Raw genomic sequence first — 18,514 nt, 5'->3', positions numbered from 1 at the left:
AGGAGCTTCGAATATGAGCACATTAAAAGTGGGCATCAACGGGTTTGGTCGCATCGGTCGGCTGGCGCTGCGTGCGGCGTTTGACTGGCCGGATATGGCGTTTGTGGCGATCAACGACCCCGGTGCCAATGCTGAAGGTCTAGCCCATTTACTCAACTTTGACAGTGTTCACGGCCGCTGGCAGCACAACGCCACGGCTGAGGGCCAATGCCTTAGAGTTGGCAATCACAGCATCCGCGTTACCGCCAATAAAACCATTGCTGAAACGGATTGGTCTGATTGCGATGTAGTGATCGAAGCCAGTGGCAAGATGAAAACCGTCGAGGTCTTGAACGGCTATCTTGAGCAAGGCGTCAAGCGTGTCGTAGTCACGGCGCCGGTAAAAGAAGCCGGGGCACTCAATATCGTCATGGGCGTCAACGACGACCAGTTTGACCCAGCCCTGCACCGGATCGTAACGGCCGCATCCTGCACAACCAATTGCCTGGCACCGGTGGTTAAGGTGATCCACGAGAAACTCGGTATTCGACATGGCTCGATCACAACGATTCACAGCCTGACCAATACTCAAACGATCCTGGATGCACCCCACAAGGACCCTCGTCGCGCGCGGGCCTGTGGCAGCTCCCTGATTCCCACAACCACCGGATCGGCGACCGCCATTATCGAGATTTTTCCGGAGCTCAAAGGTCGGCTCGACGGCCATGCAGTGCGGGTCCCGCTGACCAATGCCTCCCTGACGGATTGTGTCTTTGAAGTCGAAACGCCGACTGACCGGGATACGGTGAATGCACTGCTCAAAGAGGCGGCGGACGGCCCACTGGCTGGCATTTTGGGCTATGAAGAACGGCCATTGGTATCCATTGACTACAAAACTGACCCGCGGTCATCAATCGTTGACGCGCTGTCGACCCTGGTTGTAAACGGCAGCCAGGTGAAAATCTATGCCTGGTATGACAATGAATGGGGCTATGCGAACCGGACGGTGGACCTGGTCCGCAAGGTCGGGGCGGCCTGAACATGAGCCCGGCCATCCGCCAGTACCTGATTATCACCGGCAACTACTGGGCCTTTACCCTGACCGATGGGGCTCTGCGCATGCTGGTGGTGCTGCACTTTTTCCAGCTGGGGTATTCGCCGCTGGAGATTGCCCTGCTATTCATTTTTTATGAGATCTTTGGGGTGATCACCAATCTGGTGGGCGGTTACCTGGGGGCCCACATGGGCCTTAACCGCACCATGAATATCGGCCTTTTTTTGCAGATTCTGGCCCTCGGAATGCTAGCCGTTCCCGCCGCCATGCTGTCGGTACCCTGGGTTATGGGCGCGCAGGCGCTGTCGGGGATTGCCAAAGACCTCAACAAGATGTCGGCCAAGAGCGGTATCAAGCTGCTGGTGCCGGGCTCGGAACAAGCTAGGCTCTACAAGTGGGTGGCCTTGTTAACCGGTTCCAAGAATACCCTCAAAGGAGTGGGGTTCTTTCTGGGCGGCGCGTTATTGATGGTCTCTGGCTTTCGCGGTGCGGTGCTTATCATGGGTGTAGCTCTGTTAATTGTCTGGCTGGCCAGCCTGGTGTTGCTCACTCAGGAACTGGGCAAGAGCACCGCCAAACCCAAATTCAGCGACATAATGTCAAAAAGTCGGGCGATTAACGTCTTATCGCTGGCCCGAATGTTCCTGTTTGGGGCGCGGGATGTCTGGTTTGTAGTGGCGCTGCCGGTTTACTTGCATACCGTCTTTGGCTGGGACTTCTGGCGGGTGGGCGGTTTTATGGCCATTTGGGTGATTGGCTATGGTGCGGTGCAAGCAGTCGCGCCACGCCTCACTCACCGCAAAGCGAAGACGATGCCGGGACGAGGTGTCGCTGTCTTGTGGGCTGCGCTGTTAACCGGTATTCCCGCCATCATCGCTGTGGGGTTGGGTACCGACCTGCCTGCCCCAGCTGTGGTGGTTGGCGGACTGCTGCTGTTTGGTGTCGTGTTTGCGGTTAACTCGTCCCTGCACAGCTACTTGATCGTCAGCTTGGCGAGGGCCGATGGAGTGTCTCTCGACGTTGGCTTTTATTACATGTCCAATGCCATGGGGCGACTGATTGGCACGCTGCTCTCTGGCTAGGTTTATCAGGCCTTTGGGCTGGAGGCGTGTTTATGGGTGTCATCGGTGTTTTTGCTCATTGCGACGGTGTCAGTGGCTCAGTTTCCCGTGAATCAAAAACCTGACGATAAGATTGGCGCTTATTTAAAATCCGGATGAGGAAGGGCGTCGTACCTAAACGCGTTTCAGCGCTGACAGGCCCCTAGCACGAGCCGCGCTGATGACTGATGCGCATGATGAACAGCCTTCCAATTAACCCTTTTTTGTAACTATTCAGCTGGTTTGATTTAAAACGGTCGTATCAGTACCCGCACCCACCGCCATGAACGGCGGTACACTCCCCTCGAACAAATGCATCAGGGCTTTCGAGGCAGACACGTTCTGCTTACGCGCCGTCGACAGATAACTGCGCACGCGACAGAAGATCTCGGCTCCTTCAAAGGATCGAAAACAACCCGATATTTTTTGCTGCACTTTGAACATACGGATGTCCCGCTCACCTTGGTTGTTGGTAAACGGACCCTCTAGATTGTCGAGGAAGCGTAGCACATCCGCTTCGTAGGCGATCAGCCGCTCCAGCAGGTTGCGTGCCCGCGTGCGTTTGAGCCGCCCGCGTTTGCCTTGGCGTTGGCTTTCATCCGGCGGCGGGCACTCTTTTTGCGCGTTTGTCAGGCAGCGTCGGTACACCTTGCGCCACCGCTGCGCTTTGTTCGGTGGCAGGCAGCCGCCGGCGTCGTCGACGCTGTCGGTCATGATGTTCAGTAGAGTTTGCATCCGTTGAGCCCACACCTGTTTATCCTGCTCCCAGGCGCGCTGAAGTTCTCGCAGGTGGTGCGCATTGCACAGAGAGTGCAAGCATGAATAACGGTAATACGGCTTCCAGTGATCGTGACAGAGCACACCGTTGAAGCGCGGCAGGATGCCGATCGCATTCATCGCCTGCTGACCTCGTTGTGCATGGGGCGCAAGCCAGGTTAGTCGGTCATTCGATGCGCCGTGCAGCCAGTGACGTTTACCACCGGTTGCAACGTCTTCCCAACGCGGCCGGGCTGCCCGCCTGGCTTACGCCCGCTCTTCAAACGGTTCTGTCTGGGGCGGTTCGGATCCTGAGACGGCGGCTTACTGCTGTTGGCACTGTGGGTGTTAATCCGCCCACTCAGTATCTGGACCAGCACAATCAGCAACTCGATGGCCGTCCGCATGGAAGGCGCGACGGTTGTGTCTGCTTGGAGTTGTTGTCTGACGTTTGCCAGCGCAGCGTCGACATCAATGTTACTGATCTTCATGGGTCTGAGTACCGTCGAGTGATGCCTTATTATCGCACGACTTTTTCAGGTCGAATTTTTCGTCCTGAGCGCGGATTTGAGCGACTTTTTCAAGGCCACTGCGCCCAGGGGATGAGCGACAGCACAAGACTGCACCGAGAGGATGGTGGAGGTTCTGCGCACGACTTTATGGCCTCGCACTGAGTGCGGCCAAAGTTCTCGGAATTGAAGTCAAAACCCTGTTAAGAACTTTTTTAGAAAATTTGAGCTGAATAGTTACAATTTTTTAAACTAAAATGAAAGGTGAATTGTGATGAAAAAGATCCAAACATTAGTAACCATTGTAGCTTTAGCAGCATCGTCCTCAGTCCTTGCACATGCAACGATGGAAGGCACATTTCCGCAGGATGGAGCAATGGTGATGGAGCCAACCAGGCATGTCGAAGTGAATTTCGACATGCCTATGAAATTGATTAATCTAAAGGTGATCGGTGCCGATGGAACACCTGTTGCCGTCGACTATGAACGCGCTAAAGAAGCAGGCACACATTTCAAGGGGATGACACCCGTATTGGTGCCCGGCAACTACACCGTGCACTGGAAAGCGGTGGGCGATGATGGCCACATGATGGATGGAACGTTTGGCTTTATGCAGCACTAATAGCGGATATATTCGTTAACTCGGGCCAACGGTGTTTAAGATGGGACTGGAACTAACCTCCTGGGAATTCTCGACCCTGATAACCCGTTGGCTTTTGTATGCCGGTGTGGCCGGGTCTGTTGGCGGGATTTGCAGCCTCTATCTTTTAAAAGCGCACAGAGGACTGCAAGGCGCTTTGCTGAAATACGCGCTCTTTGCGGTTTTATTGGCTATTACCAGTGCTTTCGGGCACTTTTTTGTACGAGTGGGCGCTGTCCTTGAGGAGGGCGTTTCTGGCATGTTTGAGCCAGATATCGTTTCGATTATATGGAACTCTGCGGTTGGAGAGGCGCTACTGCTAAGGGTTCTCGGGCTGTTTCTGCTGCTGGTTGCGCTGGTTTTTTTGTGGCGCAAAAGAAAATTGACCGCTACCTGGGTTGAACCGGGTGCGGGGGTCGCATGGCTGGGGTTTTTTGGGCTACTACTCACGGCAACCTCGTATACCGAGGCCGGTCATGCGGTTTCACAGTCGTGGATTTTTCAACTTGTGCTTGTGGTACATCTATCGTTAACAGCTTGGTGGATGGGTACCTTGTATCCTTTATGGTTAGCGTGCCACCGTTTGGCTTCTGCTGAAGCACATGCGGTGCTGCATCGCTTTGGATAGTTTGCGGTTGTTGCTGTTTTATTAGTGGTTTTGGCAGGTCTATTTTTATCTTACCAACTGACGGCCTGGAACAATCTTTTTACAAGCAGTTATGGTTTGTTTTTGATCACTAAACTGATCTTGGTTCTACTGCTGCTAGGGCTGGCAGCCTTACACAAATTCGTTCTTGTACCGCAGTTGTTATCTTCGCAAGATGCTAGTCGGTTAAAAATATCGCTTCTTATCGAAAAATTTATCGGTGCCGGAATATATTCCATCACGACAGTGCTGACGACACTCGTGGGTCCGATGATGTAATTTTTAATCCAAGTGTCTTGGTCGTGCCCGACCGAGCCTATCGGTGATTTGCAGCCCAGTTGGCCAACCACAGCGCCGTCCTCATTGAGGCATGGTGGTGTTCATCCGGCTTCCTGCTTGAACTCCGGCGTAAAAAATCGGTGTTTTCTGATCATTAGACACCTCGCTTATGGCGGAAATATTACCGCCTACGTTGGTGTCCGGAGTCATTGAACCACTATAAATTATTTTCTATGTAGGAAAGCCTCAGTTTATTCAGATTATTTTTCATACCTAAGCCTTCAATGAAAGGCAATAATAAAGTACAAGTCCTAATTGTTCTGATAACTTTACATTTGAAATTTTAATATTTGATGACGTGATGCAGTAGCCTTCAATAAAGGGCAATAAAATAGCAATCGCATTATTCAATTGTTGACTCTGACAGTTTTCGGGAGCAGCTTGTTTTAATGCTTCAAAAAGCATTGCGTGCAGCTTTTTGTAATATTCATCTACCGCTTTTTTTACTCCGCTATTACGCTCCGCTATTACCCATATTTCTTTAAATACGATGATACAATCGATGTTATCAATGTAATTTAAAATGAGTGAAGATAACAATCCTAATTTCTTTTCTGAGTCGTGATTATCGGAAACCGAAAGCAATTGCATCGACTCAGCATAGTCTAATAAAAAGCCTTCAAGCAAAGCCTCTAAAAGCAGCTCTTTAGTTTTAAAATAATACTGCACATTGCTCAGTCTCATGTCGGCTGTCTCTGCGACTTTTCTCATCGTCAGGCCCTGATTACCTGACTCTTTCAAAATAGTCATGGCGCAATTCAATACGTGTTCAATTTTTGGACTCATGCATTTCTCGGCTAATGACTTTTTCTCCAGACTTTTAATATATATCGGTTGATTCTTTAGGTCAAGTGACCTATATTCGCTTTAGGTCAATCGACCTAATTGGTAAAGTGGTGATAAATTAACTTAGGAAAATAAATTATGAGCAAGCTTAAAGATGAAAAATCGATACTAATCGTTGGTGGCTATGGCATTGTCGGTACGCAGATTGCGTCGATACTGAGACAGCGACATCCAAAAATGCCCTTAATAATTGCGGGACGTGATTTCAAGAAAGGAAAAGAGTTTGCAGAAACCCTCGGTCATGCTGAGGGTATTGCAATGGATGTAACACAGGTTAATCAGATATCACCTTTAAACGGTAGATTAGCGGCGGTAGTTACTGCAACCAATGATCCCAATAATTATATTTTGTTAGATACTATTAATAATAATATTCCTTACGTTGATATAACTCGTTGGACCACGCGGCTTAAAGAAGCAATTATCCGCATTTCGGGTGAAAAAGTTACTCAGTCAACCATATTTTCTTCTGCATGGATGGCTGGTACAGCTGCTCTATTGGCAAAAAAAGTGTCCGAACAATTTTCAATTATAGATACGATAGATATCGATATACTTTTCTCACTAAAAGATAAAGCTGGTCCAAATTCAATTGAATATGTCGATCAAATAGGTACACCGTATGATGTTTTTGATGGTGGAATTATTAGAACTGTCAAGCCAATGACTGAACCGAAGCATGTAGATTTTAACAGCGGCTTTAGCGCTAAGACCTACCGCTTTGATACTCCTGACCAACTGACGCTACCGATGGGCTCAAAAGCAAATAGTGTCTCAGCGCGCATTGCATACGATGATAAATACACTGTCGGTTTATTATCCTTCATGGTTCGATCTGGACTTTGGCGTATTATTAATAGACCTATGTTCAAAAAAATTAGACACTCATTACTCTATAATCCTGGCGAAGGCGGTCCGCACGAAGTTCTTGTGACTGTTGTAGGCAAGGGTTCTGATGGCTTGGATAAAACTGTTCGCGCTAGTTTGTTGGATGATAAAGGACAGACTCACTTAACAGCTTTAGGTTGTGTTATTCAAGTCGAACGAGCTTTAAATATTGGAAGTAAAACAGAGGCTTATCATGGAATAACCTTTCCAGAACACCACGAAGATATTGATATCGCGCTCGCTACACTTCAAGAACATGGTGTAAAAATTTCAATCGAAAGTTAAATCACAGAATATTTAACTTTCGATGAGTCACGTGCAGAGCGATTAAGGGAGCACCTAAGCTCTCTTCGATACGGCAGTGACGGCTACTTTTTCAGCTACTCAGATGACGGGATAGTCATTGCTACTTTTACATCGCCCTTTTCAGCTCACCGTAGTCGCCATCGGTGCGAAGCATCAGTGTGATGTCATTATCGTTGCGATTGCGGAAGAACCAACCGTGGTTGCCGCTAAACGCAGCTTTCAGTTCGCCTTCGTCCTCAGGGACATCCCGGCCTTTTTCGTAGGAAATGGACTGGCCACCGCCATCACCGTGGGTGTCGAAGTTGACAGGGCCGCCTTCAGATACCCAGGCGAATCGGGCGACGGCTCCTTCCTGCATAGTGAGCTTGAACTCTGTGCCTTCACCCGGGGTGAGGACAACACGGACCTCGTCTTGCCATTCGGGTTCGGCGGCCATTGGCGGGGCAGGTTGCTTCACTTTTGGCGCGACCTCAGGCTCAACTTCAACTTTAACAACTGCGGCTGTCTCGAAAACAGGCTCAACGGGTTCTGAAGCAGCCTCGTTGATGGAGGGTTGCACCGCCACCATCTGCGCGGCCTCGTCGGCGGCTGCTTCTTCCACGAGTTGTGCCTTGATTTCACCCATCTCCGTCAAACCTAGCAGGCGACCAGCGCCTGTGGGGTCCAGAGCGTACTCGGAGGGCATCACCACGGTTACCAGCAGAACCAGCGCTACGATGGCGGCGATGATGGTGGACCGAATCAGCTGCGCGGAGCTGGGTAGTTCACTACGTAGGGGCATATCGGTGTTGTACATAAAAAATCTCCAGAATTAAGCGACAAAATAGCCGGTGAGCTGATAACCGATGAGCAGGAAGCCGGCGCTCATCATGGCCACGTTGGCGGTATAGGCATGACGAAAAAAACCATCGGTTTTACGCCAGTAGCTCATGACGATGAGAATCATCGCCAGAGCTAAAAGCTGGCCGATTTCCACACCCACATTGAACGCGAGCAGATTCGGTATCAGCCCATCCGGAGAGATGTCGTACTCAATGATTTTCGTGGACAGACCAAAGCCGTGGAAGAAGCCGAAGATCAAGGTGGCGGCCTTGGTGTTGGGTTGGAAGCCGAACCAGCGCTGATACGCGCCCACGTTATCCAGTGCCTTGTACACCACCGACAGCCCGATGATGGCGTCAATGATGTAGCTGTTGATGCCGACGTTGAAGTACACGCCCAACAGCATGGTGGTGGAATGCCCCAGCGCAAACAGGCTTACGTAGATTGCGATGTGCTGCATGCGGTAAAGGAAGAAGATGACCCCCAGAAGGAACAACAGGTGGTCATAACCGGTGACCATGTGTTTGGCCCCGAGATAGATGAACGCAATGAGGTTTACCCCGGATATTTCCTGGATGTACCCCTTGTCTCCCTGGGCAATGGCATGGGCCAGCACCTCGGCGCTCATTCCGAGCAAACCCAGTGTCAGGAATACCCAGATAAGACGGCGACCGCCGGCGGCTGTGCGCGCACGCCAATGGCCGTCAAACAAAGTTGACAACATAACGACTCCAATTAATTTCGTTTAAAAAGCTGCGGTGCAGCGAGGCTTAAACAATCAGAGAGGTTTTTGGCGGGCGTTCGAGCCGATAACGAAAGCTGCGGGGAGAATCTCCGGCGTAGGGAATAGGCAACCGGAGTGAGATTGAATAGCCAGTGATGAGGCGGGGCGTCAGGCGATCCGCGGATTCGTGGCTGTGATTGCCCGCGTCGTGATGCAGGTGACTGTCTGACTTTTCGTCAAAATCGTCGTGGCTGTGTGAATGATTATCGTGACCCTCTGACACAAACGCACTTAACTCTGCAATACCGTGAGATGACGCCTCACCAGCGGCCGAGAGGGACATGCCAGCCAGCGCAAGCAGCAGGGCAAGAAGTGGAATCAATTTTTTACGGTGGGTGGCCGCAACCATAGGTGTCCGTTCTTTAGTCAGGCTGTTGGATTAATTCGGTGAGAGAGGATAGCATCCCCCCCAGGGGGATAGGAATTAAATATGGCGAATGATCAAATGCACCACTCGCATCCGCAGATCGTCAAGCGCCTGAAGCGGGCTCAAGGTCATCTGGGCGGCGTGATAGAGATGATTGAGACAGGGCGATCCTGCCTGGAACTGGCGCAGCAGCTTCATGCTGTGGAAAAAGCCATTCAACAGGCAAAGCGGGTGTTGGTACAGGACCACATCGAGCACTGCCTGGATGATGCGATTGGTCCGCTGGAACCGGAACAACAAAGCAGTGTTGATGAGTTCAAAGCCATTGCCCGTTATCTTTGAACGTTGTTGGGTCATGCTTGTTCCTGGTTTTTCCGTTCCTTCTATCCCGGCTTGGCTTCTTGGGGGCTCTTGCGGCAAGTGCCATTATCGCTGTGGTGTGTTTTAGCGTTCTCGCTGTCGTCATGAAGCGATTTGGCATTATTTTGTTATAACCATAAAGCTTTAGGTAATTCTGCGGTCGCGGAAGCATATTCATCTCCCTCCGACTTGATTTACAAGTTGGTTGTGTTAGATTTGGCGCTCTTTGGGGAGTAGCCTGCTTCCGGTTTTCGGAAGAGTTCGTGTCAACATACCTGGCCAAATGCCATGGTGCGAACACCTCTCGGTTGGCGAGACCATCGATATATCCATGCCTGGTGGTCGGGCGTGTGGATATGTCGTGGACTCAACGCCCGGCCGGAGAACATCGAATGAACCCCATAGCCCTTCTTTTGTTGGCTCTTTCAATGTCTACTGACGCGTTTGCAGTAGCCATATGCAAGGGCGCAAGCCTTAAAAATCCCCGGTTCTCCGAAGCGTTAAGAATGGGCCTCATTTTTGGATTAATAGAGGCCATCACTCCCCTTATCGGTTGGTTAATCGGTAATATCGCCGCGTCTTATGTGGATGTTTGGGGTCACTGGATAGCGTTCGCGTTATTGGTGGCTCTTGGCTTACACATGCTCTATGAAGGCCTGAATCCATGTAGAGAAGAGATAGAAAAACCCTCCAGACATTCTTTTCTTAAGATTGCTTTGACCGCATTTGGCACCAGTATTGATGCGATGGCAGTGGGTGCAAGCCTGGCATTTGTAGAGGTGAACATATTTCTGGCCGCTGGGCTCATTGGCTTGGCCACAACGGTAATGGTTACGTTAGGCGTCATGTTGGGACGAGTCGTGGGTTCACTGTTCGGCCAGAAGGCTGAAATTATGGGCGGTCTGACACTGATTGCCGTTGGTGCATGGATCTTGTCAGGCAATCTTTAACTGGCAGCCATTGATCTATCCGACGTCCTGGGGTGACAACGCCGTTAGGAATGCGATGGGCAGGTTTCGACTTCCACTGTCACATGTACGAGCGACGAGTGGCCGGTTTGGATTCGGTCACGGTAATGGCCGGGAGACTGCGGACAATGGGCAACGATCGCGACAATCGCGGCGTACAGATTGGGTCCAATCGACCAGACATGGAGATCACTCACACGCGTATCGTCACATTCCACCGTACGTTTGATGTCCTGCACGATACTTGTCTGCTGTTCGTCGAGCAATACACTCGCAGTGGTCTGCAGTAGGCCCCAGGACCAGCGGGTGATAAGTATGGCTCCAACAATGCCCATAACCGGGTCCATCCAATTCCATCCCGCATATTTGCCGGCAAGCAGGGCTATAATGGCGAGGAGAGAGGTGAGCGCGTCGGCCAGCACGTGGAAATAGGCCGCCTGGCGATTATGATCGTGATGGCTGTGGTGATGGTGGCTGCGTGATTCATCTTCCTGATGGGCGTGGCTGTGATCATGATCGTCGCCGAGAATCCAGGCCGATACGCCATTTACGATCAAACCTATAACCGCAACAAAAATAGCTCCGTTGAACGAAATGACAACCGGATTCATAAAACGGTCGACGCTTTCAATCACCATAAAAAGTGCGAATCCAGCTAAAAGTATGGCACCGGTGAATCCTCCCAGTGCATTAACCTTGCCGGTACCAAAACTGAAACGGGCGTTAGTGGCGTTCTTCCTGGCGTACGCGTATGCGAACGCAGCGATGCCCAGCGCCGTCGCATGTGAGCCCATGTGCAGGCCGTCGGCAAGCAGTGCCATGGAGCCATAGGCCAAGCCGGCTGCAATTTCCCAGACCATCATCACCAGAGTCAGTCCGACGACGATTAATGTGCGCTTTTCACCAGACCGTTTCTGGTCTTGCCCAAAAGCGTGGTCATGGTGCCATTTTGAACTATCTTTTTCATGCATATGCCCGCGTCCTGATAATAGCTTTGGTTGAGTAAGGCTCCACAGCGCCTGACCATCATTTTGATTAAACCGTCGTTCGACCTACCGTCTGCAGTGTTTCGAGCAGCGCCGAATAGCCGACATTTTTTATTGGCGGACGCGTTTACTTGAGGTAGGTGCGAATGACGTCCATCAGTTCATTGGCACCCTGATTGCGCTCGGCGTCGCTTGTGATATCCGGATTGGCGACATGCATTTGCATATGGTCTTCCATGACTTCGGCCATAAGACCATTTGTGGCACCGCGGACGGCGGCGATCTGATGTAACACCTCAGCGCAGCCTTTATCTGTATCAAGGGCTCGTTCCAACGCTTCAACCTGGCCGCGTATACGGCGCACACGGCCCAGCAACTTGGATTTGTTATGTGTGATGTGGCTCATGGGCAACCAGTCAAAATTATAGGGTAGGGGGGTATAGTATAATATGCGACGGAAAAGAGCTATGAGCTGTATGTGGGCAATGAAACGATGAACGACAGTTCGACGGAGGACGCACTGATTTCCCGATGCCAAGCTAACTATCAGCTGACCTCTTCGCCCAGGCCGTATGACGCCGACAAGGTTGAGCTCCTTATACAGAGAGCAAAGGCTCAGCCAAAAAGTTTTATGCAGGTTCCAGAATCAGCAATGACTCCGCCGATGCGCACGGGCAGATAGCCGGGCACCAGGGCGGGGTACGAGGAGAGAAAAGAGGTGCCAAGCGGCAAAGTTCGGCGTATCAGAACTCGTAACGCTTCACGCTTTCAGTTTGACCGGTGGCGGTGAAAGCCAGCACGTCGTAGCTGTCCTGCCGGCCAGTTTCCATGCCGGGAGTGCCATGGGGCATTCCCGGAACGGAAATTCCGATTGTCTTGTCACCAAACGGGTGAGTTGCCCTGATGCTGATGTGGCATCAAGAATTGAGTCTCTGGGCAATTGCTGGCCACCTGAGTTAACCCGCCAGAGGACGGAATTTGTCACCTTGAGACATCAGAAATCGACGCTGATACCCACATAGGCCGTGCGAGGCAGGTTGGGTCTGGCGCCATGGGGGCTGCGGGAAACGATTTCCTGGTCATCGAGGACGTTATCGATCTTGGCATAGACCCGGGTGGATGAGTTCAGGGCGTAGCTGCTGGAGAGGTCCACCACGGTGTAGTCGTCGGTTTTACGGAATGTGTTATCAGTGCCTGAGCGGTCACAGCTGTTGTCGATGCAGGTTTCGTCAACATACGAGATATTGACGTAGGCATCCCAGAGGTTGCCATCGCGCAGGCCTGCACGCACAGATACGACATTTTCGGGCAAGTCTGCCAGGTTGTCGCCCTTGCGCACGCTACCATCGTCGCTGTTTTTGGTGACTTCGGCATTGGTGTAGGTCCACGTGGCCTGCACCGGCGCAGTCAGACCGTTGGCGAGTGTGAACTCAGAGGCGGCCAGCAACTCGATACCCTGAATCTTCGATTCTCCTTCGCTGACTGTCCCGGAATCAATGATCTGATTGCCGGCGCTGCAGGGATTGGCAATGGAGCAGTTTCTCACGGTATTTTCATAATCGCTGTAGAACACGATGGCTTCGGCACGCAAGCCACCATCGTTATATCGTGCGCCAGCCTCGAAGTTGGTGCTCAACTCCGGCTCCACGTTAGTGCCGCCTGAGCCGGCCGGCGCCATGCCGCGGTGCACGCCACCGATCAGGGTAACCGTTGGGCTCAGGCGGTAGGTTGCGCCAAGGCCGGGCAGCACTTCGCTGGTGTCGTTGCTGGCAGTTTCTGTTTCACTGGCCGACGTGCGCTCCGAGGTGCTCCAGCGGGTCTGCGAGGTTTCAATATCCTCATAGCGCAGCAGGGCGGTTACGGCCAGGTCGGGGGTAATGGCGATCCGGTCTGCCAAAAACAGGTTAAGGGCTTCGGCCTCGTCGATGCGGTTATCACCGCCGGTGGGTGCGATCTGTTCAACAAACTCGAAGGCCGGGCGGCCGTTGTTGATGACCTGCTCATAGCGATCCTTGGGCTGGAAGCGATCCGCTTCATCCTCGTGCACGCGGGCACCAATGGTAATGTCGTGGCGCATACCCGCCAGTGTGAGGCCATAGTCGGCTTTCACTTCGATACCCTGGGACAGGTATTCCCGTGCGCCGTTGGTCAGCGTGAATGGGCCAACGGGCTCGGTACCCTGAAGCTGGCTGTAGGCAGTCTGGTCGCCATTGTTGGCGGCTTCAATCAGGTTGTTGAAGTTGCCTTTGTACCAGTTGCGCTTGAACTCGTTGCGGTAGAGCGTGGTGGTCAGTGACAGGTCTTCAGTCAGTTCCACCAGATGCCTGGCGGAGTAGCCCTTGTGGCGGTTGTCCATGTTGTCGAGCTGGGACAGGAAATAACGCTTGTTCGGGTCACGCCTGAAGTCGTCGTCGGTTAGTCCAAGGTAGGTTTCGTTGCTCAGCTCCTCACTGTACTGGAATTTCAGATCGAGCTGGTGATAAACGTCAGCGGAGGCGTCGGAATTAAAGCGCGCCTTGGCAACGTAGTCCTGCTTTTCGAAACCGGTATCACGGCTGGATTGCTGAAGCTCCTTGAAGCCGTTTGTTTCGTCCTGGAAGGTTTCGATCACGAATCCGGCGTTGTCGGTGCTGTTTCCGTACCAGCTGTGAATGCGTTTGCCTGCATTTTCCGAGATTTCGGTCGTTACATTACCAGCTTCCGATGAGGGAATGGGTGTTGAGCGCAGGTTAATGGCTCCACCCACCGTATAGGGGCCGTAACGCAGCAGGTCTGGCCCTTTCAGAACCTCGATTCCGTTCATTCTGCCGAACGTTGGTGAGTAGTAAGCCGCTGGCGCCGAATAGGGTGCCGGAGCGATCATCACGTTATCTTCCATCAGTGTGATTTTGGAAGAGCGGCCGGAGCCTGAGCCACGAATGCCGATGTTCGGGCGCAGGCCGTAGCCATCCTCTTCTTTCAGGTAAACCCCTGGCACCTCTCGCACGGCTTTGTGAATGTCCGTGTACTTCATGGTTTCCAGGTCTTCGCTGGTAACCACATGGGCGGAGCCGGGCAGGGCGGATGCGGATGCATCATCGCCGATGATGACCAGTTCGTTAAGGCTGTGCTCCTGGGCCATGGTCGGCATAGAGGCGGAAAGGATCGCCAGAGCCAGAAGGTTTCGGGAAAAAGGCGTAGACATGTTGCTCTCCTGTTACAACGGGTTAAAATCAGGGAGGCAACTATACAAATGTTAATCATTAACAACAAGCATAAATTATCATTTGTAGGTTTTTCGCTTACATGCCAATCTCTTGCGGTGTGTTTAACGGAGCTGGAACGCGACTGGCAATTGGAAGCGGAACGTCTCGCTGGCCATGTCATCCGGTACTGGCGGAAACGGCGACGCCTGTTTCAGCATATTCAGCGCTGCGTCATCCAGTATGCGGTGGGATGAGCCTTTTAACAGGCGATAGCTCAGGAGTCGACCTGCCCGATCAAACTCGAACATCACCACGGGCGTTCCCTGCATGCCCAGTCGCCGGGCTCGGCGCGGATAGTCCCGGTAGGCGCTCAAGTGGCGCACGAGCTTGGCAAGGTAGCTGTCCGTCTGCGGTGATGCCCCGGCGCGCAGCTGTTTTTTTGTGAGCCGGGCTGGCGTTGCTGCTTTTTCGGATAGGTCAGCAACCGCTTTTTCCGCTGGTTTGGTGCTGGTTTTTACAACTGGTTTACTTGCTTTCTTAGCCGGGACCGGGACACTTTCTGGCTCTGGCTCTGGCTCTGGCTCTGGCTCTGGCTCTGGCTCTGGCTCTGGCATCGGTTCCGGCCTTGGAGCCGGTTCGCCTACTGGTTGCGCAGCCGATTCCGGCTCGGATGCCCGGTCGGTCAGTGTAATCCGAATCGAGCGAGTCTGGTTGGCTGGGTCCTTACCCTCGGGGATCGTGATCAGCGGTTGTGCCGTGGAAAGTGCCGTGGATAGTGCGAAAAGCAGTATCGTTCCGGTCAGGGTGACTGCTGCCAGCAGAATAAATAAGTGCGCCCGTAAACTCATAAGCCGGGCTGGACCAGCAAGACAACGTCCTTGTAGCCACCGCTTTCCAGTCGCTGAAACAGTTCTTCCATAGCTGCCATGGTCATCGAACGGTTAGCCCCAATACGCAAAGGCGTTTCGTCATTGGGTACGGGCAGAAAATCCAGTAATTCGGCTTCGGTGATTGACTGGCCATCAACAAACCAGCCACCGGAACTTTTGATGACCAGATCCGCCCGGGGCTGTTCGGGCGATTGCTGAGCCTTGGAGTCTGGCAAATCGGGCAGGGAGGTAGAGCTTATCTGGCCCACCGCGATAAAAAACATCAACAACAGGAACACCAGATTGATCAGCGGCAGTAGATTGTCTTCCACCTGGGACAACAGTGTTTTTTCGCTACCGGTAATCGGAACGCTCAACGTTGTCCGCTGTGCATTGCTTGACAATCTCACGACTCACTGACCCTCACGATTCGATGACATGCGCTTCCAGTGAACGTCGATGCCGGCGCTTTTCAGGGTGCTCAGGCTGGTCGTGAAATTCGCCAGCGAGGCTTCCCCAAGTGCCTTCAGGTTCACTTCTCCAGTCCCGTTCTCCGTAAACTGCCTGACCATTGCGGGTATTGGCAGACGTTGCCCGCGCCAGCCCAGCGTGCCATCACCGTAGAGTGTCATTTCCGGTATTTGCTCTCCGGCGACCGATCCCTTTGGCGTGGTGGCGTTGTCCAGCGCCAAGTGCTCCACGGGCAGCAGCCGGGTGGTCAGCATGAAGAACACCAACAGGATAAACACCACATCAATCAGCGGCGTCAAGCGAATCGGTAGCGGCCGGGCCGGGCGGGGTTCAACCAGTTGCATAGGCGGGGTCGAGCTGAGTGGCCCGGGGTTCTGCAGTCACCGTGGGCGAGGGTCTCTCGGTTGAAAGGGCCAAGGTTTCGCGAGCCTCAATGGGCGCGGTAATCACCCGCACCAGGGTGTCATTCATCATCAAGTTCAGCCGGCGCAGGCGGAATTCCGCCCAGGCGGCAATAGCCGCAAAAGGAATCGCTACAACCAGCCCCGCCGCGGTGGTGGTCAGTGCTTCGTAAATACCGCCGCTGAGTTGCGAGGCATTGGCCTGACCTTCTGCCACCGACATGGCGCTAAAGGCAGACATCATTCCCATTACCGTGCCCAGCAGGCCGAGCAGCGGCGCCAGTGCTGCAATCACTTCGATGATTTTCAAAGGCGCCTCGAATGGCTTCAGCGCCTGCTGGGATTGGCGTGCCAGTTCTTCACGCACGTCTGTTCCATCGCGGCACTCGAGACTGGCGGTCATTGCCACGCGAATCATCTGTAACAACGGGTTGTATCGGGCAAGCCAGCCCGAGACGTCGTTCAACGCTTCAACACAATGCTGTGACGGTTGCTGTTGCCACTGGTTGAGGGTTTTTCGCAGGCGTGAAGTCAGGCGAGGCGCGAAGAGCGCACCGGTGATAACCAGATAGAAGAACGCCACCAGGCCAAGAACCGCCAATCCCAGCAACACCCACATGACGGGGCCTCCCATCTCGGTCAGTTGTTGCAGGGGGCTTATGGCCGCTCCGCTGAAATCCGTGGTGAGGGGGTTCATGGTGATCTGGCTCCGCGATAAATAATAGTGCGAATAATAACGATTGATATTACATTAGTCTAGTTGTGAACACCTTAGAACCCGGAAACCCTCTACGGAAGCAAGATCATGCTATTAAAGTCAGGGCCGCCCGAGGTCCGTCTTCTTGCTTGGCGTCGCTATGTTGCTCCTGCTGGAGGCCGCGGCCCATCATCGGAATTTCAGTCAGCCAGACCTGCCTGTGTATCCGGCTGATATTGTCGAGTGCGATGTGTTCAATCCGATTGCCGCTATTTTTTTCTGTATTGAATTCTATTTTCCAAATTATCGAAATTGATTTAGTGATTCAGTTTGGTTTCAGGTTTGTATGTTGTAATACCTGAGCTTTAGGTGCCACCAGCACGGAATAACGGTGCAAATGGTTCCGGAGTTTTTGCGTTTTTGGGTTTTATTTACCGCAGGAGCAATCCTGCGGTATTTTTTTATTCTGTTTGAAATCTCTGAGGTACGCACTTCCTTCTTGTGGACTAAGGAAGATCTGAAGAACTTTTCAAAATTAGCGATAGTATGGATGCGCACGGGCAGATAGCCGGGCACCCGTGCGGAGTACGAGGAGAAAAGAGCGGTGCCAAGCAGCAAAGTTTGGCCTATCAGAATTGGTACCGTTTCACGCTTTCGGTTTGACCGGTGGCGGTGAAAGCCAGTACGTCGTAGCTGTTCTGCCGGGGCATAAGGCAAGAACCAGCCATGCTAAGTGAGGCATGGCTGGACACGTTCACTATGATTTCTGGTGTCTGGCGTCTTGAGCACGCAGCTGTTCTGCATGATTTGAGTTAGATGAATTCGAGTGATTTTTATACTCAGCTTTATCCATTTTCATGTGTATTTTTTTATGCTGCATATGCAGCATTTTAGGGCTAACCGTCTCAACTGTTTTATTTGGATAGCTTCGCGCCTCGTTAAAGCGATCCGCCAAACCAGAGTTGGCACTTGCGGTCATTGAGAACAAAGCTGTAATTGCAGTCGCGATAATGATCTTTTTCATGTTGAACTCCTTGCTCTGAATTACTGTTCGTTAAAACGTAATTCAGATTGATTTCAGGTTTATATGTTTTTCTGCTCATCTCTCAAGGTGTCACCAGCGCGAATTAAATGGTGCTAACGACCCTTGAGTTTTTTCGAATCAATCTAGCCCGAGGAGTTATCCTGTGGTGTTTTTTTGATCCTGCTCCAATGCTCGATGAAAGGCTCTACCTTTTTCCGTCATCATATCAAGCCGAGCTTCCATACCGCCTTCAGACATTCCGTTGCGTGTCATTTCTCTATGAAGGCGTTGCATGTTCGTGTTTTTTAGCACCTCGGTCTGCGTCGCGTCTTTACCCATACCGCTGTGCATCGAATTCATGTTTTTGTGCATTGACTTCATACTGCTGTGCATTGAGCTCATATCGCCTTGCATCGAATCGCTGCTCTTAGTGTCTTGCTGCATGTTGCCTGCGAAGACTGCTGTGGATAACGTGATTGCGGCTAAAAATACGATTGGTGTTTTCATGATGTACCTC

The 18,514-nt window shown here is 52.2% G+C and carries 19 protein-coding genes, 4 pseudogenes and 1 riboswitch; of the genes and pseudogenes, 8 read left to right on the top strand and 15 right to left on the bottom strand.

Annotation, left to right across the window (positions count from 1 at the left end):
* Positions 1–13: 13 nt before the first annotated feature.
* Positions 14–1,018 (top strand): ArsJ-associated glyceraldehyde-3-phosphate dehydrogenase, encoded by a 1,005-nt coding sequence (locus ATI45_RS04645; protein WP_098418469.1) that lies wholly within the window; start codon positions 14–16, stop codon positions 1,016–1,018.
* Between the two features lie 2 nt (positions 1,019–1,020).
* Positions 1,021–2,253, top strand: a pseudogene (gene arsJ / locus ATI45_RS04640) (organoarsenical effux MFS transporter ArsJ).
* A gap of 114 nt (positions 2,254–2,367) precedes the next feature.
* Here the strand turns inward: arsJ and ATI45_RS04635 are convergent.
* Positions 2,368–3,380, bottom strand: a pseudogene (locus tag ATI45_RS04635) (IS66 family transposase).
* A 292-nt stretch (positions 3,381–3,672) separates the two neighbouring features.
* Between ATI45_RS04635 and ATI45_RS04630 the strand changes: the two are divergent.
* The 3 genes and pseudogenes from ATI45_RS04630 to ATI45_RS22560 all read left to right on the top strand — a co-directional run.
* Positions 3,673–4,020, top strand: a complete 348-nt coding sequence (locus ATI45_RS04630; protein ID WP_098418467.1) for a copper resistance CopC family protein — start codon at positions 3,673–3,675, stop codon at positions 4,018–4,020.
* Positions 4,021–4,060: 40 nt separating this feature from the next.
* Complete coding sequence (locus tag ATI45_RS04625; RefSeq protein ID WP_228706203.1) at positions 4,061–4,666, top strand: hypothetical protein; 606 nt, start codon at positions 4,061–4,063, stop codon at positions 4,664–4,666.
* 15 nt (positions 4,667–4,681) lie between these two features.
* Positions 4,682–4,963, top strand: a pseudogene (locus ATI45_RS22560) (CopD family protein); the annotation flags it as partial.
* A 273-nt stretch (positions 4,964–5,236) separates the two neighbouring features.
* Here the strand turns inward: ATI45_RS22560 and ATI45_RS04620 are convergent.
* Positions 5,237–5,773 carry a TetR/AcrR family transcriptional regulator gene (locus ATI45_RS04620; RefSeq protein ID WP_179888383.1) on the bottom strand — a complete coding sequence of 179 codons (537 nt, stop codon included), beginning with the start codon at positions 5,771–5,773 and terminating at the stop codon, positions 5,237–5,239.
* Between the two features lie 174 nt (positions 5,774–5,947).
* On the opposite strand from ATI45_RS04620, the gene ATI45_RS04615 reads away from it, so the two are divergent.
* Entirely contained in the window at positions 5,948–7,042 is a 1,095-nt protein-coding gene (locus ATI45_RS04615) for a saccharopine dehydrogenase (RefSeq protein ID WP_098418465.1), read from the top strand.
* A 127-nt stretch (positions 7,043–7,169) separates the two neighbouring features.
* Here the strand turns inward: ATI45_RS04615 and ATI45_RS04610 are convergent, their stop codons facing one another.
* From ATI45_RS04610 to ATI45_RS04600, 3 genes are read right to left on the bottom strand one after another with little or no spacing between them, the layout of a single operon-like run.
* Positions 7,170–7,859: a hypothetical protein gene (locus ATI45_RS04610; protein ID WP_098418464.1), complete on the bottom strand. Its 690-nt coding sequence runs from the start codon at positions 7,857–7,859 to the stop codon at positions 7,170–7,172.
* 15 nt (positions 7,860–7,874) lie between these two features.
* Positions 7,875–8,609: a HupE/UreJ family protein gene (locus tag ATI45_RS04605; RefSeq protein ID WP_179888212.1), complete on the bottom strand. Its 735-nt coding sequence runs from the start codon at positions 8,607–8,609 to the stop codon at positions 7,875–7,877.
* Positions 8,610–8,655: 46 nt separating this feature from the next.
* Positions 8,656–9,018 (bottom strand): hypothetical protein, encoded by a 363-nt coding sequence (locus ATI45_RS04600; protein ID WP_098418463.1) that lies wholly within the window; start codon positions 9,016–9,018, stop codon positions 8,656–8,658.
* 81 nt (positions 9,019–9,099) lie between these two features.
* Between ATI45_RS04600 and ATI45_RS04595 the strand changes: the two genes are divergently transcribed.
* On the top strand, positions 9,100–9,378 hold the full coding sequence (locus ATI45_RS04595) for a metal-sensing transcriptional repressor (RefSeq protein ID WP_098418462.1): 279 nt from the start codon (positions 9,100–9,102) through the stop codon (positions 9,376–9,378).
* Positions 9,379–9,612: 234 nt separating this feature from the next.
* Positions 9,613–9,777, top strand: a riboswitch (yybP-ykoY riboswitch).
* 11 nt (positions 9,778–9,788) lie between these two features.
* Positions 9,789–10,346: a manganese efflux pump MntP family protein gene (locus ATI45_RS04590; RefSeq protein ID WP_098418461.1), complete on the top strand. Its 558-nt coding sequence runs from the start codon at positions 9,789–9,791 to the stop codon at positions 10,344–10,346.
* 44 nt (positions 10,347–10,390) lie between these two features.
* Here ATI45_RS04590 and dmeF read toward each other — a convergent pair whose 3' ends face one another.
* The 10 genes and pseudogenes from dmeF to ATI45_RS04540 all read right to left on the bottom strand — a co-directional run bounded on the left by dmeF (position 10,391) and on the right by ATI45_RS04540 (position 18,504).
* A complete protein-coding gene (gene dmeF / locus ATI45_RS04585) occupies positions 10,391–11,335 on the bottom strand; it encodes a CDF family Co(II)/Ni(II) efflux transporter DmeF (protein ID WP_098418460.1) in 945 nt (314 codons plus the stop codon).
* A gap of 142 nt (positions 11,336–11,477) precedes the next feature.
* On the bottom strand, positions 11,478–11,756 hold the full coding sequence (locus tag ATI45_RS04580; protein WP_098418459.1) for a metal/formaldehyde-sensitive transcriptional repressor: 279 nt from the start codon (positions 11,754–11,756) through the stop codon (positions 11,478–11,480).
* 337 nt (positions 11,757–12,093) lie between these two features.
* A pseudogene (locus ATI45_RS04575) lies at positions 12,094–12,246 on the bottom strand (DUF411 domain-containing protein); the annotation flags it as partial.
* A gap of 98 nt (positions 12,247–12,344) precedes the next feature.
* A complete protein-coding gene (locus ATI45_RS04570) occupies positions 12,345–14,534 on the bottom strand; it encodes a TonB-dependent receptor family protein (RefSeq protein ID WP_098418458.1) in 2,190 nt (729 codons plus the stop codon).
* Positions 14,535–14,657: 123 nt separating this feature from the next.
* Entirely contained in the window at positions 14,658–15,383 is a 726-nt protein-coding gene (locus ATI45_RS04565; RefSeq protein ID WP_098418457.1) for an energy transducer TonB, read from the bottom strand.
* Entirely contained in the window at positions 15,380–15,781 is a 402-nt protein-coding gene (locus tag ATI45_RS04560; RefSeq protein WP_098418456.1) for an ExbD/TolR family protein, read from the bottom strand. The genes ATI45_RS04565 and ATI45_RS04560 overlap by 4 nt, the downstream gene beginning before the upstream one ends.
* A 36-nt stretch (positions 15,782–15,817) precedes the next feature.
* Positions 15,818–16,219, bottom strand: a complete 402-nt coding sequence (locus tag ATI45_RS04555) for an ExbD/TolR family protein (RefSeq protein WP_098418455.1) — start codon at positions 16,217–16,219, stop codon at positions 15,818–15,820.
* Positions 16,206–16,973 (bottom strand): MotA/TolQ/ExbB proton channel family protein, encoded by a 768-nt coding sequence (locus tag ATI45_RS04550; RefSeq protein WP_098418454.1) that lies wholly within the window; start codon positions 16,971–16,973, stop codon positions 16,206–16,208. The genes ATI45_RS04555 and ATI45_RS04550 overlap by 14 nt, the downstream gene beginning before the upstream one ends.
* 757 nt (positions 16,974–17,730) lie before the next feature.
* Positions 17,731–17,997, bottom strand: coding sequence for a hypothetical protein (locus ATI45_RS04545; protein ID WP_098418453.1), 267 nt, complete (start codon positions 17,995–17,997; stop codon positions 17,731–17,733).
* A gap of 156 nt (positions 17,998–18,153) precedes the next feature.
* On the bottom strand, positions 18,154–18,504 hold the full coding sequence (locus tag ATI45_RS04540) for a hypothetical protein (protein ID WP_098418452.1): 351 nt from the start codon (positions 18,502–18,504) through the stop codon (positions 18,154–18,156).
* Positions 18,505–18,514: the final 10 nt, after the last annotated feature.

The sequence above is a fragment of the Marinobacter sp. LV10MA510-1 genome (genome assembly GCF_002563885.1).
Classification (GTDB): domain Bacteria; phylum Pseudomonadota; class Gammaproteobacteria; order Pseudomonadales; family Oleiphilaceae; genus Marinobacter.
Note: the sequence above shows the minus strand (reverse complement) of the source record. Positions and strands in the feature narration are given on the sequence as shown.